The following is a 17565-nucleotide window of genomic DNA, read 5'->3' as shown; positions in this document are numbered from 1 at the left end:
GTCACATCCCGATCGAGGCGAAGAAGATCGCGAACAGGCCGTCGAGCACGATCACCAGGAAGATCGACTTGACCACCGAAGTGGTCGTCTGCCGACCGAGCGACTCCGCGCTGCCCTTGACGCGCAATCCCTCGCTGCAGGCGACGATGCCGATCACCAGCGCCATGAACGGCGCCTTCAGGATGCCGACCTCGAAATGGCTGACGGAGATGGCCTCATGCAACCGCGCGATGTAGATCGCCGGCCCCATGTCACCGTAGAACTGCGCAACCAGGCCGCCACCATAGAGCGCGGCAATCGATCCGATGAAGGCGAGAATTGGCAGCGCTATGACGAGCGCGGCCACGCGCGGCAAGATCAGGACGTCGACGGGATCGAGCCCCATGGTCGAGAGCGCATCGATTTCCTCGCGCATCTTCATCGAGCCGAGCTCGGCGGTGTAGGCGCTTCCCGAACGTCCCGCGACCATGATGGCGACGATCAGCACGCCGAGCTCGCGCAAGACGAGGATGCCGACCATGTCGACGGTATAGGACTCCGCGCCGAACCTGCGGAAATGAAAGAACCCTTGCTGAGCAATGATGGCGCCGATCAGGAAGGTGATCAGCACGACGATGGGAATTGCCTGAAACCCGATCCGGTTGAGCTGATAGACCAGCGATGTCAGCCGCAACGAGCGGGGCCTTCGCACGACGCCGGTGACCGCCATGAACAAAGCGCCCAGCATTTGCAGGAAGATCGTGACGTCTTCGCGGGCACCGATCGTGGCCCTGCCGAGATCGTTCAGCCTGAGCAGGACCGGATTGGGCGCGGCCGCCGACGCCGGCGTGTGCCGATTGACCTGCCGCACCTCCTCCAGCAGGCCTGTGAAATGGTCGGCCACACCGACGATCTCGGCGGGCCTACCGGATGATGATGCCTTGCGCGACAGCTTCTCCAGGATCCAGGCACCGAGCGTGTCGAGCGCGCTGATGCCAGACATGTCCAGCGTCACGGCCCTCGATCGACCGACATCCGCCCCGACCGATCGGGATAGAGTTTCAAGCTTTGCGACATTGGCCGCGATCCATGGCCCCTCGGGTCGCAATTCGAGCGCATCACCCAAGGGAGTTGCCAGCAGCAGAGGTTCCGAATTCACGCGCATATCCTCATGGGACGATCGGCCCCAATGGTTGTGTTCTAGACTAGGCCGGCATAGGGCGGCTCGATTGACTTGCGTCAAACAGACCTGTCTCAAACGGGTCCGCTCCCGTCTCCCTGACCCAAATCAATGGCCGTCACGCCCGCGCATAGGCTCACGCCATTCAATGGGAGACCCGCCAATGTTCGACACCGGCAGAATGAGCGACGAGCTGAAAGCACTGAAGGTCGACGTCGCACGTCTGCTGAGCACCGCCGGCGAGGAGATGTTCGAGACGTCAAAGGACCGTACCGAGGTCCTCGCCGATCAGATCAAGGCCGCGTTGGCCGAACTTGGCGAAACCGTCAGCGAGGAGCAGGAGCAGCTCCATGATCTCATCACAGAGCGCCCTGTCGCCTCGCTCGCGTCCGCCTTTGCGCTCGGCGTGGTCGTCGGCTTCATGCTGAGGAGGCACTAGGTGAATACGGAGAATGTGGTCAAGCATTTGCGCGCCCTGTGGCGCACGGACAGGATCATCGCGGATATCAGGCTCCGCCACCTGTTGGTCGGTCAAGAATATGCGGAAGACGGCCAGGGAGCCCGCCGCAGACGCATCGTCCGAAGCGCGCTCGTAGCCGGCGCGCCTCAGAGCTTCAGCCGGACGTCACAGATGTCAGGCTCGGTCGGATCCGGCTTGATCTCGAAGCCGAGCTGCCGGCACATCTCGAGCATCACGACGTTCTCCTTGAGCACGTCGCCCGAGATGGTCTTGAGCCCTTCCGACCTGGCGTAGTCGATGATCAGCTGCATCAGGGCCCATCCGAGCCCCCTGCCCTTGAGATCGGACCGCAGCAGGATCGCGTATTCGCCGCTCTCGTAGATCGAATCCGAGTGAAGCCGCACCACGCCGACCATTTCGTTCTTGTCATCGAACGCGATGAACGCCATGGCGCGCGCGTAGTCGAGCTGGGTCAGGCGGGCGATGAACTCATGGGTAAACTCCTTCATCGGCGCGAAAAAGCGTAAGCGGAGATCGTGGGGCGTGACGTGGCGCAGAAATTCGTGGATGGTCGGCTCGTCCTCGGGACGCAGGGGCCGCACCGAGATGCGCCAACCGTCCTTGAGGGCCAGACGGCGCTCCCATTGCGACGGATAAGCGCGGACGGCGAAATTGGCGGGACCGGAGCCCGCAAACTTCCGCTGCGGCTGCGCCACCGCGACACGGGCATCAACAGCAGCTACACCAGTTTCATCCGCGAGCAGCGGATTGATATCTAGCTCGTGGATTTCGGGGATGTCCGTCGCCATCTGCGCCAGCTTGACCAGCACCAAGGCTACTGCGTCCTGCTTGACGGCCGGCACGTCCCGGTACGCCGGCAACAACCGCGACACACGGGTGCGCTCGATCAGGTCACGGGCGAGTTGCAAATCGAGCGGCGGCAGCGCCAGGGCCTTGTCATTGATGATTTCCACTGCCGTCCCGCCGCGGCCGAACACGATAACCGTGCCGAAAGTCGGATCGTCAGCGAGACCCAGGATCAGCTCGCGCGCCTTCGCCTTGACGACCATCGCTTGCACAATGACGCCGTCAATGCGGGCTTCGGGCCGCAGCTTCTTCGCCCGGGCGAGAATATCGACAGCAGCCGCGCGTACCGCAGCCGGCGTGGTCAGATTGAGCACGACACCGCCGACATCGGACTTGTGCACGATGTCGCGCGACATGATCTTGAGCACGACTGTCGTGCCTTGCGCGAAGATCTCGTCTGCGTAGGCGACCGCCTGCTCGACATCTGCCGCCGCATAGGTCGGCACCATTGCGATGTCATAGCACCCAAGCAGATGCTTGATCTCGACGGGCTCAAGCCATTTCCGACCGTCCGCGATGGCCATCGTGACGATTTGCTTCGCCGCCGCCACATCCGGCACGAAGGTATCGGGCATCGCAGGGGGAACCTGACTCAACTCGTCCACCACCTCGCGATGACGGACCAGGTGCATGAAGCCACGCACCGCGTCGTCTTCGGTCGGATAGTTCGGAATGCCCGCGCCGGATAGCGTCGCAATGATCTCCTGATCAGCCCCGACCCAGGCCGCAAGCACGGGCTTGGCCCAACTGCGGTGCTTCTCGCGATATTTGCCGACGAGCTCGGTCACGGTGGTCGCGATCTCGGCGGCTGATGCGATCGCGGTCTGCACGTTGAGCACGAGGACCGCGTCATTGCCGGGATCGTCGAGCAGCACCTGCAGTGCCGCGGCGTAGCGCGACGCATCCGCGTCGCCGACGATATCGACAGGATTTGCGCCGGACCAAGTCGGCGGCAGCACCGCGTCGAGCTTCTGACGCGTGTCTGGTGTCATCGGTGCGGGTATCCCGCCAAGGTCCGCCAACCGGTCGACCGCCAGGACGCCGATGCCACCACCATTGGTCAGAATGGCGAGGCGCTTACCCGCTGGCGATCCGATGCGGCCGAGCGTCTCGGCACAATCGAACAGCTCGCGCAGATCGGACACCCGGAGGACGCCGGCGCGGCGGAAGGCCGCATCATAGACCGCGTCGGCGCCTGCGAGCGCGCCCGTATGCGTGGCGGCCGCCTTCGCGCCCTGTGCCATGCGGCCCGATTTCACCACGACGACGGGCTTCACGCGCGCCGCCGCGCGCGCCGCCGACATGAATTTCCGCGCATCCTTGATGGCCTCAATATAGAGCAGGATCGCGCGGGTCCTGTGGTCCATCGCGAAATGGTCGAGCAGGTCTGCGATATCGACGTCGATCTGATCGCCGATCGTGACAATGCCGGAAAAGCCGACGCCGCGCTGCGCGGCCCAGTCCACCATGCCGGCCGCGATCGCGCCCGACTGCGAGATCAGCGCGAGGTTTCCCGCCCCCGGCATGTGTGCCGCGAAGCTCGCATTGAGGCTGACGCCGGGCATCATGATGCCGAGGCAGTTGGGGCCGATCAGCCGCATGCCATATTTGCGGGCGGCAGCGGTGGCGGCATCCTGAAGCGATCCCGGTCCGTGACCAAGCCCGGTCGAGACGATCAGGGCGCCGGCCGAGCCGCAACGTCCGGCCCGGTCGATGATGTCGGGGACCTCTCGCGCTGGCGCTGTGATGACGACGAGCTCAGGTACGAATGGCAACTGCTCCAGACTGCTCACGGCCGCAACGCCGCCGATCTGGGCACGGCGCGGGTTCACCAAACCGAACAGCCCCTTGAATTCCGCCTTGCGAATGTTCTCCAGGACCGCGCGCCCAACGGAGACCGGGCGGGAGCTTGCGCCAACCAGCGCGACCGATCGGGGCGACAACAGGTTTTTCAGGCGGTAAGTCGACATGATTGCATTCGTCCGTTCGGCCGACGGGTCCGACGGCTGCGAGGCTAACCCGGATATCGGTTGGAACGCCCCTAGTGCGACATCATCACCCAGCACGGTGGCTGGCCGATGACGGTCTTGGTCACACCGCCCCAGACGATCTCGTTCAGGCGCGAATGGTGGTAAGCGCCCATGACGATGGCGTCGATGGCATGGGACTGCGCCCAGCTTCCCAGCACCTTGCCGATCGAGCTGCCGTTGCCCCTCACGGTTTCGAACGACGCATAGACCCCATGTTCCCTGAGATGATGAACGAGGCTGGTGCCAGATTGCGCGATCGCTTCGTCCTTGTCGTCCGCCACCGTGATTACGCGCACCACAGCGGCAGCTTGCAGGATCGGCAATGCATCGCCGACCGCACGCGCGGCGCGCGCCGAATGGTCCCAGGCGATCATGACATTCTCGAATTCCGGCCGCAGCGCCTCCACATGCTGCTCCGGGCAAAGCAGCAGCGGCCGGCCGGATTGGAACAGGAACGTTTCAACGATGTTTTCGGTTCGGCTGTCGTGCAGCTTAACGGGGATCAAAGTGAGGTCGCTAAAGCGCGCATGCTCGGCCAGAGTCGATGCGATCTGGTCCGCCGGCACCCTGCCCGATCGGCTTTGGGCCCGAATGCCGGCACGCGAGGCCGCATTGGTGAATGCATTCAGGAGCTGCTGCATGTCGCCGGCCTCGCGCATAACGCTGAGTTCGGCGGCCGGCGGGTCATCGGGAAATACCACCTTCGGCCGCACGAAAGCATCGTCCTCGAGCGCGAGACCGGTGATCCTGGCGCCGAGGTCGGCGGCAACGGCCACGCACTTCTCGATCGCGGCCAGCGTGGGGGCGCGCGGCTCGCCGAAGAGCGGCAGAAAGACGTCCTTGATGGGCATCGGATTCTCCTTGCCGGCCAGAATAGGCCGCCTTCGGTCCGGACGCTTGATCCTCCTCAAGCCGGGAAATCTCCGCGTCACCAGCCGACGACAGCCTTTGACGGAAGTCAAGGACTGGCCCCGGTCCCGGCTTAAGGGTTACCCTGGTTTGCGGCCGGACCGCTTGGCGCCCTCATCTGCAACAGGCCGGCAGGGATGACAGACAATTCTGCGACCCAGGAACGGATCTTCGCGGCACTGACCGCACATCCCGGCGTGAAGCGGATCGATACGCACGCGGCTTCGGTCTTCCTCGACGGGACGCGCGCGCTGAAGATCAAGCGGGCGGTCAAGTATCCCTTTCTCGATTATTCTACACTCGATAAGCGCAAGGCGTCCTGCGAGGAGGAGCTCCGGATCAACCGGCCGCATGCGCCCCAGATCTATCATCGCATCGTTGCCATCACGGAAGAGCCGGACGGATCGGTGACAATCGACGGCCGCGGTCGGCCGATCGAATATGCCGTCGACATGTCACGTTTCGACGAGAGCCGGACGCTGGATCATCTGGCGAAGGCCGGACAGTTCGATGCGGACTTTGCGTCGGCCATCGCCGACGCGATCGCGGCTTCGCATGCGGCGGCGACGCCCGCCGACGGTGAGGCCTGGATTTCCTCCATCCCCGCCCTGATCGACGGCAACAGCTCTGGCCTGCGGAACGGCAATCATGTGCCGGCCGCGGAGATCGAGCAGCTTGCGCAGGCCTCGCACGAGGCGTCGCTGCGCACCCGCAACTTGCTTGAAGAACGCGGCCGCCGAGGCTTCGTGCGCCGCTGTCACGGCGATCTGCATCTTGCAAATATCGTGCTGATCGAGCAGCAGCCCGTGCTATTCGACGCCATCGAGTTCGACGCGCAGATGGCGACTGTCGACGTTTTCTACGACCTCGCTTTCACCCTGATGGATCTGCTGCGCCACGCTCAGCCGCTGGCGGCCAACACCGTCCTGAACCAGTATCTTGCCGCGACGCCGCTGGAAAACCTCGACGCGCTCGGCGCGCTGCCGCTGTTCATGTCGATTCGCGCAGCGATCCGCGCACAGGTCGCGCTCGCACGGCTGAAGCCGCCACATTCCGATGATGCCGGCATTCTCGACCAGGCGCACCGCTATTTTGACCTTGCCCGGGCGTTGATTCAGCCTCCCGCTCCCCGCCTCATCGCGGTGGGCGGACTGTCCGGCACCGGGAAGACGGTTTTGGCACGCATACTCGCGCCGACCGTCGCTCCGCAGCCCGGCGCCGTCGTGTTGCGCAGCGACATCATTCGCAAGCAGATGTTCGGTGTCGCCGACACGGACCGGCTGCCGCCATCCGCATACACGCCCGAGCCTGCGGCCCGCGTTTACAAGGCATTGGCCGAGCGCGCCCGGCGTGTGCTGGCCCAGGGCCATTCGGCGATCGTCGACGGCGTGTTCGCCCGAGATGTCGAGCGGGACGCCTTCGCCACGCTTGCCCGGGATTGTAACGTGCCTCTCAGCGGCCTCTTCCTGGTGGCGGATCTGGCGACCCGGCAGGCCCGAATCGGCGGCCGCAGCGGCGACGCATCCGATGCCACGCAAGAGGTTGCCGCGTTGCAAGAGCACTATAATATCGGCCATATGGGTTGGACGACCATCGATGCATCCGGGACACCAGCGCAGACGCTCCAGAGCGGCCGGGACGCGATCGCTGAGGGCAGGTAAGGCAATCTGATTGGCGTGGGCTAGGATGGCGCGACCCACCACGAGTTCGACAGCGACCGCCCGCACAAGGCCGGCGGCGAACCGCAATACATTGCCCGGGCGCCTCAGCCCCGGCATGGCCTGCGACACCGCCTTTCGGATCATCGCCCGCCGTCACCTCGCCGCCGTCCTCGCCCAGCATGACGGGACCTGTGGTGGCGATCCGGAGGCGCTGCATCAGATCCGAATCGCGCTGACCCATCTGCGGACAGCGATCCGCTTTTTTTCGCTCATGGTCGAAGATGCGCTGCGCCCCAAAGTCTGGGCCGAATTGAAATGGCTGAACAGCCAGCTCGGCATGGTGCGGGACCTCGATGTGGCGATCGCGCGCGTGGTGGCCGAGACCGGCGACGAGTTCGCCGGGATCGCCGAGCTCCAGCACTGGGACGACAAACGCGCCGAGAGCCATCGCCTGCTGGCGCGCGCGCTGCAATCGGCGCGATATCGCCGCCTGGTCGAACAGACCTCGAGCTGGATCGAGAGTGGCCCCTGGTCGACCAGGCGCAGCAAGGAGGCCATCCGGCTGCGCCGCTGCCCGCTCGCCGACCACGCGACAGCGCAACTGTCCGAATGGGAGAAGACGCTGCTCAGGAAGGCCAAGACGCTGCGCAAGCTCGACGTCGAGAAACGGCACAAGCTGCGGATTCTCAACAAGCGACTGACCTATTCGATCGAGTCGCTGCAGGATTTGTTTGCCGACAAGTCGCTGACGAAGCAGAAGTCGATCCTCAAGCAATTGCGCAGGGCGCAAAAGTCGCTCGGACAGTTGAATGACGATGCGCGCGGTCAAACGCTGGCCGCGTCACTGAACGAGGCCGTCCCCGAGGCCGGCATTCGCTTTCTCGACCGCAAGCGGGAAAAGAGACTGCTGCGAACGGCTTCAACGGCCTATCGCAAGCTGGACAAGGCCAAGCCGTTTCATCCTTCAGATCTCGCACCGAATGCGGAGCCCGAGGACTAGGCGTGGACGAAGTCTCCCGGCGCCTCGGACGGCCGAAGCCGCCTCCAATGCCGATCTGCAGCGGATCGCGGGGCGCGACGATCTTGCCAAGGCAAGCTGAGCGTCGTTCAACGAGGAATAACGGCGGTGGCTTCGATCTCAACGCGCGCCGCTTTCTCCACAAGGCGTACGACCTGGACCAGCGCCATCGCGGGATAGTGCGCACCGAAGACGGTACGGTAGGTCTTGCCGAGCTCCTTCAGGTTCGTCAGGTACTCCTCCATGTCGACGACGTACCAGGTTAGGCGCACCAGGTGCTCGGGCCGCGCGCCGGCCTCGGCAAGGATTTCCGCGATGTTGCTCAGGGTCTGGCGCACCTGCGCGACAAAACCGTCCGCGAGACGCTCCTCGGCATCCCAGCCGATCACGCCGCCGGTCACGACGATGCGCCCTTCGGCGGCCATGCCATTGGCATAGCCCTTCGGCACTGGCCAGCCGGATGGTTGGAGCACCTCCACCCTCGGGCTGGCGTCATCCTCGGCTGCACTTGGCAGCACCGCGAGCTGTGGGCCTTTCGGCGTCGTCACGGACAATTCTTGATCCTCATCTCATTCTGCCGCGACGCCCGAAGACGTCGCCGCCGCCTGCGCCAATTGCCGCAAGGCGAAGCGTTTCAATTTGCCGGTCTCGGTCTTCGGCAGTTGCGTCACGAACTCGATCGCGCGCGGATATTTATACGGCGCGATCTCGCGTTTGACATGCTCCTGCAACTCGGCTGCGAGCTTCGCATCCGGCGTCACGCCGGGCGCGGCAATGACATAGGCCTTCACAATCATCCCGCGCGCCTCGTCCGGCGCACCGACGACGCCACACTCGGCAACCGACGGATGCGTGAGCAGCGCTGCTTCGACATCCGTGCCCGCGATATTGTACCCGGATGACACGATCATGTCGTCGGAGCGCGACTGATACCAGAAATAGCCGTCGCTATCCATCAGATAGGTATCGCCGGTGATGTTCCAGCCGTTCTGGACGTATTTCCGCTGCCGCTCGTCGGCGAGATAGCGACACCCGGTCGGCCCGCGCACCGCGAGCTTCCCCATCGTGCCCGGCGGCAGATCGTTGCCGTCATCATCGACGATCTTCGCCTCATAGCCGGGCACCGGCTTGCCGGTCGCGCCGGGACGAATTTCGTCCTCGGTCGCGCTGATGAAGATGTGCAGCAGCTCAGTCGAGCCAATCCCGTCCATCAATTTGATGCCGGTGGCGTTCAGCCATGCATCGAATGTGGGCTTGGGCAATGTCTCGCCCGCGGACACGCACTTCCGCAGCGAGGAGATGTCGCGGCCCGGAAGCTTGCCGATCATGGCGCGATACGCGGTCGGCGCGGTGAAGCAGACCGTGGTCTCGTACTGCTCGATCGCCGACAGCATGTCGTCCGGCGTCGTCTTCTCAAGAACGACGAAGGACGCGCCGATGTGCATTGGGAACAGCACGCCGCCGAAGCCGAACGTAAAGGCCAGCGGCGCCGAGCCGACAAAACGGTCTTTCTGTTCGGCCCGCAAGATGTTGCGCGCGTAACCGTCGCACACCGCCAGCATGTCCCGGTGGAAATGCATGGTGCCCTTGGGATCGCCGGTCGTGCCCGACGTGAAGGCGATCAGGCAGACGTCGTCAGAGGCGGTGTCGACCGCCCTGAACTCGGGACTCGCATCCGCGATCAGCGCCTCGAGCGAGTCGGCCGCGCCATTGCCCCAATAGACCACGTGCTTGAAACCGGGCGCAGCCAGCTTCGCCTTATCCATCTCATCGGAGAGTTTTCCGTCGCAGAGCGCGAGCGTGATTTCCGCCTTCTGAATCGGATAGGATAGCTCCTTGGCGCGCAGCAGCGGCATGGTCGCCACGCAAATGCCGCCGGCTTTGATCACCGCAAGATAGGTCGCGACCATCATCGGGCTGTTGGCGGAGCGCAGCAGCACGCGCCCGCCTGTGACAAGACCAAGCTTGCCGACCAGCACATTGGCGATGCGGTTCACCAACGCTTGCAGCTCGCGATAGGTGTAGCTGACGGCGGGACTGATGACACAAGGCGCATCGCCGTGCCCTTGCTCGACCCAGCGGTCGAGGAAATAGCTGACGCAGTTCAATCGCGGCGGGTAGCGTAGCTCCGGCCGCGTGAAGATGAAATCCGGCCAGAGCTCAGGCGGCGGCAGATGCTGCCGCGCGAAAGTATCGACATGGGCCGACGCGGCATTGCCGTCATGCGAGCCCGAGACTTGAACCTTGGCGGCGTTGGCCATCGCACGCTCCTTTGCGCATGGAAAGCACCCGGCAGCATTAACTCAGGAAACATTTTAGGCTTAAAACAATTCGGCGCAATAGCGGATTTTGGGCATCCCATGCATTTTCGCGCGGCAACGGGAATGAGAAGGGCGCGTCGGGCCGCGCCTAGGGCCGGCGACGCGCTGCCGATTTCTGCGCCGACGCCTTGGTCTTGGCCAGCAACCGCATCAGCTCGCGCACATCCTTTGGCGTGAGGTCGGCGAAGAGATCGGCGATCCAGGTTTCGTGTTCGGCAGCCATCCTGCGAAACTCGGCGCGGCCGAGTTTCGTGAGGCGGATGACCTGGACGCGGCGATCGGTCTCTGAGGTGCGGCGGTCGAGATGGCCGGATTCCACCAGACGCTCGACGAGCCCAGTGACGTTGCCGTTCGACACCATCATTCGTTTGGAGACGTCCGACAGCGTCATGCCGTCGGGCGCCTTGTCGAGCTGCGCCATCAGATCGAAACGGGGCAGCGTGACATCGAAGCGCTGCCGCAGCCGGCCGCGGACTTCTCCCTCGATCAGGGTCGTGCAGGTGAGCAGGCGCAACCACAGCCGAAGCTCTTCGGCATGGTCCTCCGGCGTTTCGACGGCCTTGGTCTCGGAATCGAGCATCTCGATGCAGTCACTCACGGCCGGCATTGGCACCGGCACGGATTCCCAACGTTTTGAGCTTCAAGTAAATCGACGCCGGCCGCAAGCCCAAAGCTGCAACAATCGATCGCAGGCCAGTTTCTTTAGGCTTCAAATAATTGGCGCGCCGCTTGCATGCACCGCTTCCCGCAAGACAGTGACGCCTTGAGCTTGGCTTGCCGCGGGTGCTGTCATCGGCATAAGCTTGGATCAAGGTGCGCGGCTTGCGGCACAAGCCCGATGTTGATGGGGACAGATCATGAAGACGCAAATGACTGTGGCTGCCGCCGCCTTGCTGCTCGGCACCGCGATGAGCCCTGCCCTCGCCCAGGAGAAGATCAAGCTGGGTGTGATTGTGACCCTGTCGGGCCCCGGCGCCGCACTCGGCCAGCAGGTTCGCGATGGCTTCGCGCTCGCAGTGAAGGATCTCGGCGGCAAGATGAGTGGCCGAGATGTCGAAGTCGTCGTTGTCGACGACGAGTTGAAGCCCGACGCGGCCGTGACCAAGGTCAAGGGTCTTCTGGAGCGCGACAAGGTCGACTTCGTTGTCGGGCCGATCTTCTCCAACATCCTCCAGGCGATCCACCGGCCGGTTACGGAATCGAAGACCTTTCTGATCAGCCCCAATGCCGGCCCGTCGACCTTTGCCGGCAAGGACTGCAACCCGTTCTTCTATGTGACGTCGTATCAGAACGATCAGGTGCACGAGATCCTCGGCAAGGTGGCGCAGGATCGTGGCTACAAGCGGATGTATCTGATGGTGCCGAACTATCAGGCCGGTAAGGATTCGGTCGCCGGCTTCAAGCTCGACTACAAGGGCGAGATCGTCGAAGAATCCTACATGCCGTTGAACACGCTGGACTTCCAGCCGGAGCTTTCCAAGATTTCGGCGCAGAAGCCCGATGCGCTGTTCACGTTCATGCCTGGTGGCCTCGGCGTCAACCTCGTCAAGCAGTACAAGCAGGCCGGTCTCGCCGACAGCATTCCGGTGCTCTCGGCTTTCACGGTGGATGAATCGACCCTGCCGGCACAGCAGGATGCGGCGGTCGGCATGTTCGGCGGCGCGAACTGGGCGCCCAATCTCGACAATCCCCAGAACAAGAAGTTCGTTGCCGCCTATGAGGCCGCCTATAACGGCGTGCCCGGTACTTACGCCTTCCAGGCCTACGACGCTGCGATGCTGATCGACAGTGCGGTCAAGGGTGTGAAGGGTGACCTCTCCAACAAGGAGGCCGTGGCGGCTGCACTGAAGAAGGCGGACTTCACGTCGCTGCGCGGGTCGTTCAAGTTCAACACCAACGGCTATCCGATCCAGGACTTTTACCTGACCAAGGTCGCCAAACGTCCGGACGGCAAATTCCAAACCGAGATCGTCCAGAAGGTATTTGAGAACTACGGCGACCGCTATGCCAGGGATTGCAAGGCAAACTAGGGCCGCGCGTCGCGTTTAGGGAGGACTGCAATGAAGAGTGAAATCACCGGCATCACGCGGGCCAATGAAGGAATCCAGGGCATTTCCTGGAACATCCTCGGCCAGACCTATGTGCCAAAGAGCAACACCGAGAACAGCTTCTCCTGGCACGCCACGCTGCCGCCGGGCACGTTCGTGCCGCCGCACATTCATCCCGACCAGGACGAATATCTCTACATGCTGGAGGGCAAGCTCGATTTCATGCTCGGCAATTCGGAGGCGCAGGCGACGCCCGGCGACCTGATCCGGCTCGGCATGGGCGTGCCGCACGGCATCTTCAACAAGTCGGACCAGACCGCAAAAGTGCTGTTCTGGGTCTCGCCGACCAAAAAGCTGTTCGACCTGTTCTGGGGCCTTCACAACATGAAGGAACAGAAGCCCGAGGACGTGGTGGCGATGGCCGCCGAGTTCAACATCCACTTCCTGCCGCCGCCTCCCGGCGCCGGCTAGCGGGTCAAGATCAAGCGCGCACAGCCGCGAGTCCCGGAACCGCGGCGAAGCCGGCTTTGGTCGCATAACCGCGCACGATCGCCTCGCGCTGGGAATAGCTCAGCACGTTGTCGACATTGTCAAACCCGTCGGGCGCAAGCTGCTCGACGGCGTCGATGACGCCCTCGGGCCCGCCGCGTCGGTTGGAGCGGACAATATCCGCCGTCATCGGCAGGCGCTTCTTCTCATATTCCATCAAGGCCTGACGCGGATGCTCGGCGCGCACCAGCGCGTCGGCGAGGCAGCGCGCGTCAAGGATCGCCTGCGAGGCGCCATTGGAGCCAACCGGATACATCGGATGCGCGGCGTCGCCGAGCAGGGTGACACGTCCGGACGACCAATAGGGCAAGGGGTCACGGTCGCAGATCGGATGTTCATAAAACTCGGGCGTCGCCGAGATCAGGCTCTTGACGTCGATATAGGGCACCGAGAAACGCGCCACATGTGGCATCAGCTCTTCGCGCCGGCCCGGGCGCGACCAATCCTCTTTCCGCGGCGGCGGCGCATTGCCCTCGCCGATCTTCACGAGCACCGCCCAGTTGGTGAGGCGGCTCGCAGGGCTCGATCCCTCCGCGATCGGATAGACCACCACCTTCGCGTTGAGGCCACCGGCGACGATCATCGACTTGCCGGTCAGGAACAGCGGCCAGTCGCGCGCACCGCGCCACAGCATCAGGCCGTTCCAGCACGGCGGCCCTTCGTTCGGAAACAGCGTATCGCGCACGCGCGAATGGATGCCGTCCGCGCCGATCAGGATATCGCCACGCGCGGTGTGAATATGCGAGCCGATGCGATCGAAGAAATAGGCCGTGACGCCGCCCTCGTCCTGCGTGAACGCGCCAAGCCGGCAACCGGTGTGGATCGCCTCCGCCCCGAGCCGTTCCTCGACAGCGCGATGAATGACACCCTGGAGGCGGCCGCGATGGATTGAGAATTGCGGCACATCGTGGCCGGCGTCCACGCCGCGGGCTTCGCGCCAGACCTCCTGACCATGACGGTTGAGGTAGTAGAGCTGGTCGGTACGGATCGCGACGTCGTCGAGTTTTTGCAGCAGGCCAAGACTGGCAAGCTCACGCATTGCGTGCGGCAGCGTGTTGATACCGACGCCGAGCTCGCGGATCGTATCGGACTGCTCGAAAATATCGCACCCGATGCCACGGGCCCGCAGCATCAAAGCCGTGGTGAGACCACCGATACCGCCACCGACGATAATCGCCTTCATCGCCCCTACTCCACTCAGTATACAGGCAATCGGGTTAGCGTCGCACGGGCGGTCACTCCGCCGCAAGCGGCTTTGTCGCCTCCGCCTTGAGCTCAGCTCGGGTCTTGGGCTTAGCCTTAATTCGCAGCTCCTCGAGATCCTGCCGATCGCGGACGCTGTTGCGGAAGATCTGGTCCTTTCCGGGTAGGTATTGCGGCGGACAGAACGCGTCGTTTGCGCCGTACCAGGCCGCCGCCTTCATGGTGAAGAAGGGGTCGACCAGATGCGGCCGGCCGAGCGCGACGAGGTCGGCCCGGCCGGCCGCCAAAATGGTGTTGGCCTGGTCCGCGGTCGTGATGTTGCCGACGCACATGGTGGCTACCCGCGCCTCATTGCGAACCTGATCGGAGAACGGCGTCTGGAACATGCGCCCATAGACCGGCTGCGCATCACGCACGGTCTGGCCCGTCGAGACATCGACGAGATCGACTCCAGCTTCGGCGAAGGCGCGTGCGATGGCAACCGCATCGTCACCGGTAATGCCGCCGTCGGCCCAGTCAGTCGCTGAGATGCGCACCGACATCGGCTTGTGCTTCGGCCATACCGCCCGCAGCGCCTCAAATATCTCGAGCGGGAAGCGCAGCCGGTTTTCGAGCGAACCGCCATATTCGTCCGTGCGGCTGTTCGTCAGCGGCGAGATGAAGCTCGCGAGCAGATAACCGTGGGCGCAGTGCAGCTCGAGCATATCGAAGCCACAGCGCTCGCCACGCTTGGCCGCGGCAACGAAAGAGTCTCGCACGGCGCTCATGCCGGCGCGATCGAGCTCGCGCGGCACCTGGCTGTCGGGGAAATAGGGCAGCGGCGATGCCGAGAATACCTCCCAGCCGCCCTCCTCCAGGGGACGGTCCATGCCGTCCCACATCAGCCTGGTCGCACCCTTGCGGCCCGCGTGCCCGAGTTGCAGGCAGATTTTTGCGGCCGAGTTGCCGTGAACGAAATCCACGATGCGCCGCCATGACGCCTCCTGCTCGTCATTCCACAATCCGGCACAGCCAGGCGTGATCCGGGCGTCGCGGCTGACGCAGGCCATCTCGGTGAAGATCAGGCCGGCGCCACCGATGGCGCGCGAGCCGTAGTGCACGAGGTGGAAATCACCGGGAACGCCCTCCTTCGCCGAGTACATGCACATCGGCGACATCACAGCGCGGTTCGCGATCTCCATCTCGCGCAAGCGGAATGGCTGGAACAGCGGCACCATCGGCTTGTCGGTGCTGACGTCGAAACCATGGCTACGCACTTGCCTGGCGAAGGACTTCTCGACTTCGGCGACGAAATCGGGCGCGCGGAGTTTCAGATTGTCATAGGTGATGGCCTTCGAGCGCGTCATCACGCCGAAGGCGAACTGCACGGGATCGAAATCCCAGAAGCGGTCGACATGCTCGAACCAGACCAGCGAGACGTCGGCAGCGTGCTGGGTCTTCTCGACCTCCTCGCGGCGGCCGTGCTCATAGACATCCAGCGCGGCCTTGATGTCGGGTGCCTTTGCCATCGCGTCGGCCAGCGCGATCGCATCTTCCATTGCGAGCTTGGTGCCGGAGCCGATCGAGAAATGCGCGCTCGCCTTGGCGTCGCCGAGCAGCACCATGTTGCCCTTGACCCAGCGCTTGCTGCGGATCATCGGGAAATTGCGCCACATCGAGCGGTTGGTCAGCAACTTGTGCCCGTCGAGGAACCAGCCGAAGATTTCAGCCATCCGTGCGGCGGACTGGGTCTCGTTCAGCCCCGTCAGCCCTGCCCGCTCGAAAGTCTCCGGATCGGTCTCGAAAATCCAGGTCGAGTGCCCCGCTTCATATTGGTAGGCGTGGGCGATGAAAGGTCCCCACTCCGTCTCCTGGAAGATAAAGGTGAAGGCATCGAGCGGCCTGGTCGAGCCCATCCAGGCAAACTTGTTGGTACGGAGATCGACCTCCGGTTGGAAGTGCTCGGCATATTTCTCACGGAAACGGCTGTTGACGCCATCGGCAAGCAGGATCAAATCGGCATCCGCAAAGCGCGACTCGTCGTCGATATCCACTTCGAAATGCAGGCTGACGCCGAGCTCCTGCGCCCGCTCCTGCAGGATCAGGAGCAGTTTTTGCCGCGAGCAGCCGCAAAAGCCATTGCCCCCGACCCGATGCACCGTGCCGCGAAAATGCACGGCGATATCATCCCAATAGGCGAACTCCTGGGTGATGCGGCGGTAGCTCGGAAGATCGTGCTTTTCGAAATTGTCGAGCGTGGCGTCCGAGAAAACCACGCCGAAGCCGAACGTGTCGTCGGCGCGGTTGCGCTCATAGACGATGACATCGGCGCTTGGGCGCTGCTTCTTGAGCAGGATTGCTGCGTAGAGACCCGCAGGTCCGCCACCGATGATCGCGACTTTCATGGGAGCCTCGCCAATTCACCCGGCCATGAAAACTATTTTAAGCCTAAAATAATTTCTGGCAAGTCCCCGTTCCGGCTTTCCCGCAGGAAAGGCAGCTCAGTCGCCCCGGAAGACCGGCTTGACCTTGTTGGCAAAAGCTTCGAAGGCACGCTCGAAATCAGCCGTCGTCATGCACAGGGCTTGTGCAACGGCCTCCGCTTCGATCGCTTCCTCCACCGACATCGCCCATTCCATGGCCAGCATCCGCTTGGTCATGGTGTTGCCGAAGGTCGGCCCTTCCGCCACCTGCTTGGCCAGCAATTGCGCCTGGGGCAGCACCTGCTCCGGCGTGACGATGCGGCTGAAGAAGCCCCAACGCTCGCCCTCTTCCGCGGTCATGAACCGGCCGGTGTACAGAAGCTCGGAGGCGCGGGACTGGCCGATGATCCGCGGCAGGATCGCGCAGGCGCCCATGTCACAGCCGCCAAGACCCACCTTGTTGAACAGGAACGCCACCTTGGCGCCGCTCGCGGCGAGCCGCATGTCGGATGCCATGGCGATGATCGCGCCGGCACCGGCGCAGATGCCCTCGACCGCGGCCACGATCGGCTGCGGGCACGCCCGCATCGCCTTGACCAGATCGCCGGTCATCCGGGTGAACGCGGTCAGCCCCTTGGTGTCCATCTTTACCAGAGGGCCGATGATCTCAAACACGTCGCCGCCAGACGAGAAATTGCCGCCGGCGCCGGTGACGACGATCGACTTGACCGTGTCGTCGAACGCGCAGGCACGGAAGAAATCCGTCAACTCGCGGTAGCTCTCGAACGTCAGCGGATTCTTTCGCTCGGGACGATTGAGCGTCACGGTCGCAACGCCGTCGACCACGGCCAGCAGAAAATGTTGCGGCGAATAATCCGCGAGCGGCACGGTGACGGGATTGGCTGGTCTGCTCATGCGATCTCCTTAGCTTCCTTGTT

The 17565-nt window shown here is 63.6% G+C and carries 14 protein-coding genes and 1 pseudogene; 6 read left to right on the top strand and 9 right to left on the bottom strand.

Annotation, left to right across the window (positions count from 1 at the left end; translation table 11 throughout):
• Position 1 precedes the first annotated feature (1 nt).
• Positions 2–1138, bottom strand: a complete 1137-nt coding sequence (locus JJC00_RS13620) for an ABC transporter permease (RefSeq protein WP_200473041.1) — start codon at positions 1136–1138, stop codon at positions 2–4.
• 184 nt (positions 1139–1322) lie between these two features.
• Here JJC00_RS13620 and JJC00_RS13615 point away from each other — a divergent pair, with 184 nt between their 5' ends.
• Positions 1323–1598 carry a hypothetical protein gene (locus tag JJC00_RS13615; protein ID WP_200473040.1) on the top strand — a complete coding sequence of 92 codons (276 nt, stop codon included), beginning with the start codon at positions 1323–1325 and terminating at the stop codon, positions 1596–1598.
• Positions 1599–1691 (top strand): annotated as a pseudogene (locus tag JJC00_RS38090) (phage holin family protein); the annotation flags it as partial. It abuts the gene before it with no gap.
• 74 nt (positions 1692–1765) lie between these two features.
• Here the strand turns inward: JJC00_RS38090 and JJC00_RS13610 are convergent.
• Positions 1766–4456, bottom strand: a complete 2691-nt coding sequence (locus tag JJC00_RS13610) for a bifunctional acetate--CoA ligase family protein/GNAT family N-acetyltransferase (protein ID WP_200473039.1) — start codon at positions 4454–4456, stop codon at positions 1766–1768.
• Between the two features lie 71 nt (positions 4457–4527).
• Entirely contained in the window at positions 4528–5367 is an 840-nt protein-coding gene (locus tag JJC00_RS13605; protein WP_200473038.1) for a universal stress protein, read from the bottom strand.
• A gap of 195 nt (positions 5368–5562) precedes the next feature.
• On the opposite strand from JJC00_RS13605, the gene JJC00_RS13600 reads away from it, so the two are divergent.
• Both JJC00_RS13600 and JJC00_RS13595 read left to right on the top strand, forming a co-directional pair.
• Positions 5563–7086, top strand: a complete 1524-nt coding sequence (locus JJC00_RS13600; protein WP_200473037.1) for an AAA family ATPase — start codon at positions 5563–5565, stop codon at positions 7084–7086.
• A gap of 25 nt (positions 7087–7111) precedes the next feature.
• Complete coding sequence (locus JJC00_RS13595) at positions 7112–8086, top strand: CHAD domain-containing protein (RefSeq protein ID WP_200473036.1); 975 nt, start codon at positions 7112–7114, stop codon at positions 8084–8086.
• Between the two features lie 107 nt (positions 8087–8193).
• On the opposite strand, the gene JJC00_RS13590 is transcribed toward JJC00_RS13595, so the two are convergent.
• From JJC00_RS13590 to JJC00_RS13580, 3 genes are all read right to left on the bottom strand, one after another.
• On the bottom strand, positions 8194–8652 hold the full coding sequence (locus tag JJC00_RS13590) for a RidA family protein (protein ID WP_200473035.1): 459 nt from the start codon (positions 8650–8652) through the stop codon (positions 8194–8196).
• Between the two features lie 21 nt (positions 8653–8673).
• Positions 8674–10365, bottom strand: a complete 1692-nt coding sequence (locus tag JJC00_RS13585) for a benzoate-CoA ligase family protein (protein WP_200473034.1) — start codon at positions 10363–10365, stop codon at positions 8674–8676.
• Positions 10366–10513: 148 nt separating this feature from the next.
• On the bottom strand, positions 10514–11032 hold the full coding sequence (locus tag JJC00_RS13580; RefSeq protein ID WP_027531946.1) for a MarR family winged helix-turn-helix transcriptional regulator: 519 nt from the start codon (positions 11030–11032) through the stop codon (positions 10514–10516).
• Between the two features lie 250 nt (positions 11033–11282).
• Here JJC00_RS13580 and JJC00_RS13575 point away from each other — a divergent pair, with 250 nt between their 5' ends.
• Together JJC00_RS13575 and JJC00_RS13570 are read left to right on the top strand one after the other, a co-directional pair.
• Positions 11283–12455, top strand: coding sequence for an ABC transporter substrate-binding protein (locus tag JJC00_RS13575; protein ID WP_200473033.1), 1173 nt, complete (start codon positions 11283–11285; stop codon positions 12453–12455).
• A 30-nt stretch (positions 12456–12485) separates the two neighbouring features.
• Complete coding sequence (locus JJC00_RS13570; RefSeq protein ID WP_148752669.1) at positions 12486–12944, top strand: cupin domain-containing protein; 459 nt, start codon at positions 12486–12488, stop codon at positions 12942–12944.
• 10 nt (positions 12945–12954) lie between these two features.
• Here the strand turns inward: JJC00_RS13570 and JJC00_RS13565 are convergent, their stop codons facing one another.
• From JJC00_RS13565 to JJC00_RS13555, 3 genes are all read right to left on the bottom strand, one after another.
• Positions 12955–14205 (bottom strand): flavin-dependent oxidoreductase, encoded by a 1251-nt coding sequence (locus JJC00_RS13565; RefSeq protein WP_200473032.1) that lies wholly within the window; start codon positions 14203–14205, stop codon positions 12955–12957.
• Positions 14206–14257: 52 nt separating this feature from the next.
• The gene (locus JJC00_RS13560; protein WP_200473031.1) at positions 14258–16609 is read right to left on the bottom strand and encodes a bifunctional salicylyl-CoA 5-hydroxylase/oxidoreductase; all 2352 of its coding nucleotides are present in this window, start codon (positions 16607–16609) and stop codon (positions 14258–14260) included.
• Between the two features lie 96 nt (positions 16610–16705).
• Positions 16706–17542 carry an enoyl-CoA hydratase family protein gene (locus JJC00_RS13555; protein ID WP_200473030.1) on the bottom strand — a complete coding sequence of 279 codons (837 nt, stop codon included), beginning with the start codon at positions 17540–17542 and terminating at the stop codon, positions 16706–16708.
• Positions 17543–17565 lie beyond the last annotated feature (23 nt).

Source organism: Bradyrhizobium diazoefficiens (assembly GCF_016616885.1).
In the GTDB taxonomy this organism is placed as follows: Bacteria; Pseudomonadota; Alphaproteobacteria; order Rhizobiales; family Xanthobacteraceae; genus Bradyrhizobium; species Bradyrhizobium diazoefficiens_F.
The sequence above is the reverse complement of the archived record's forward strand: the minus strand, read 5'-3'. Positions and strand labels throughout refer to the sequence as shown.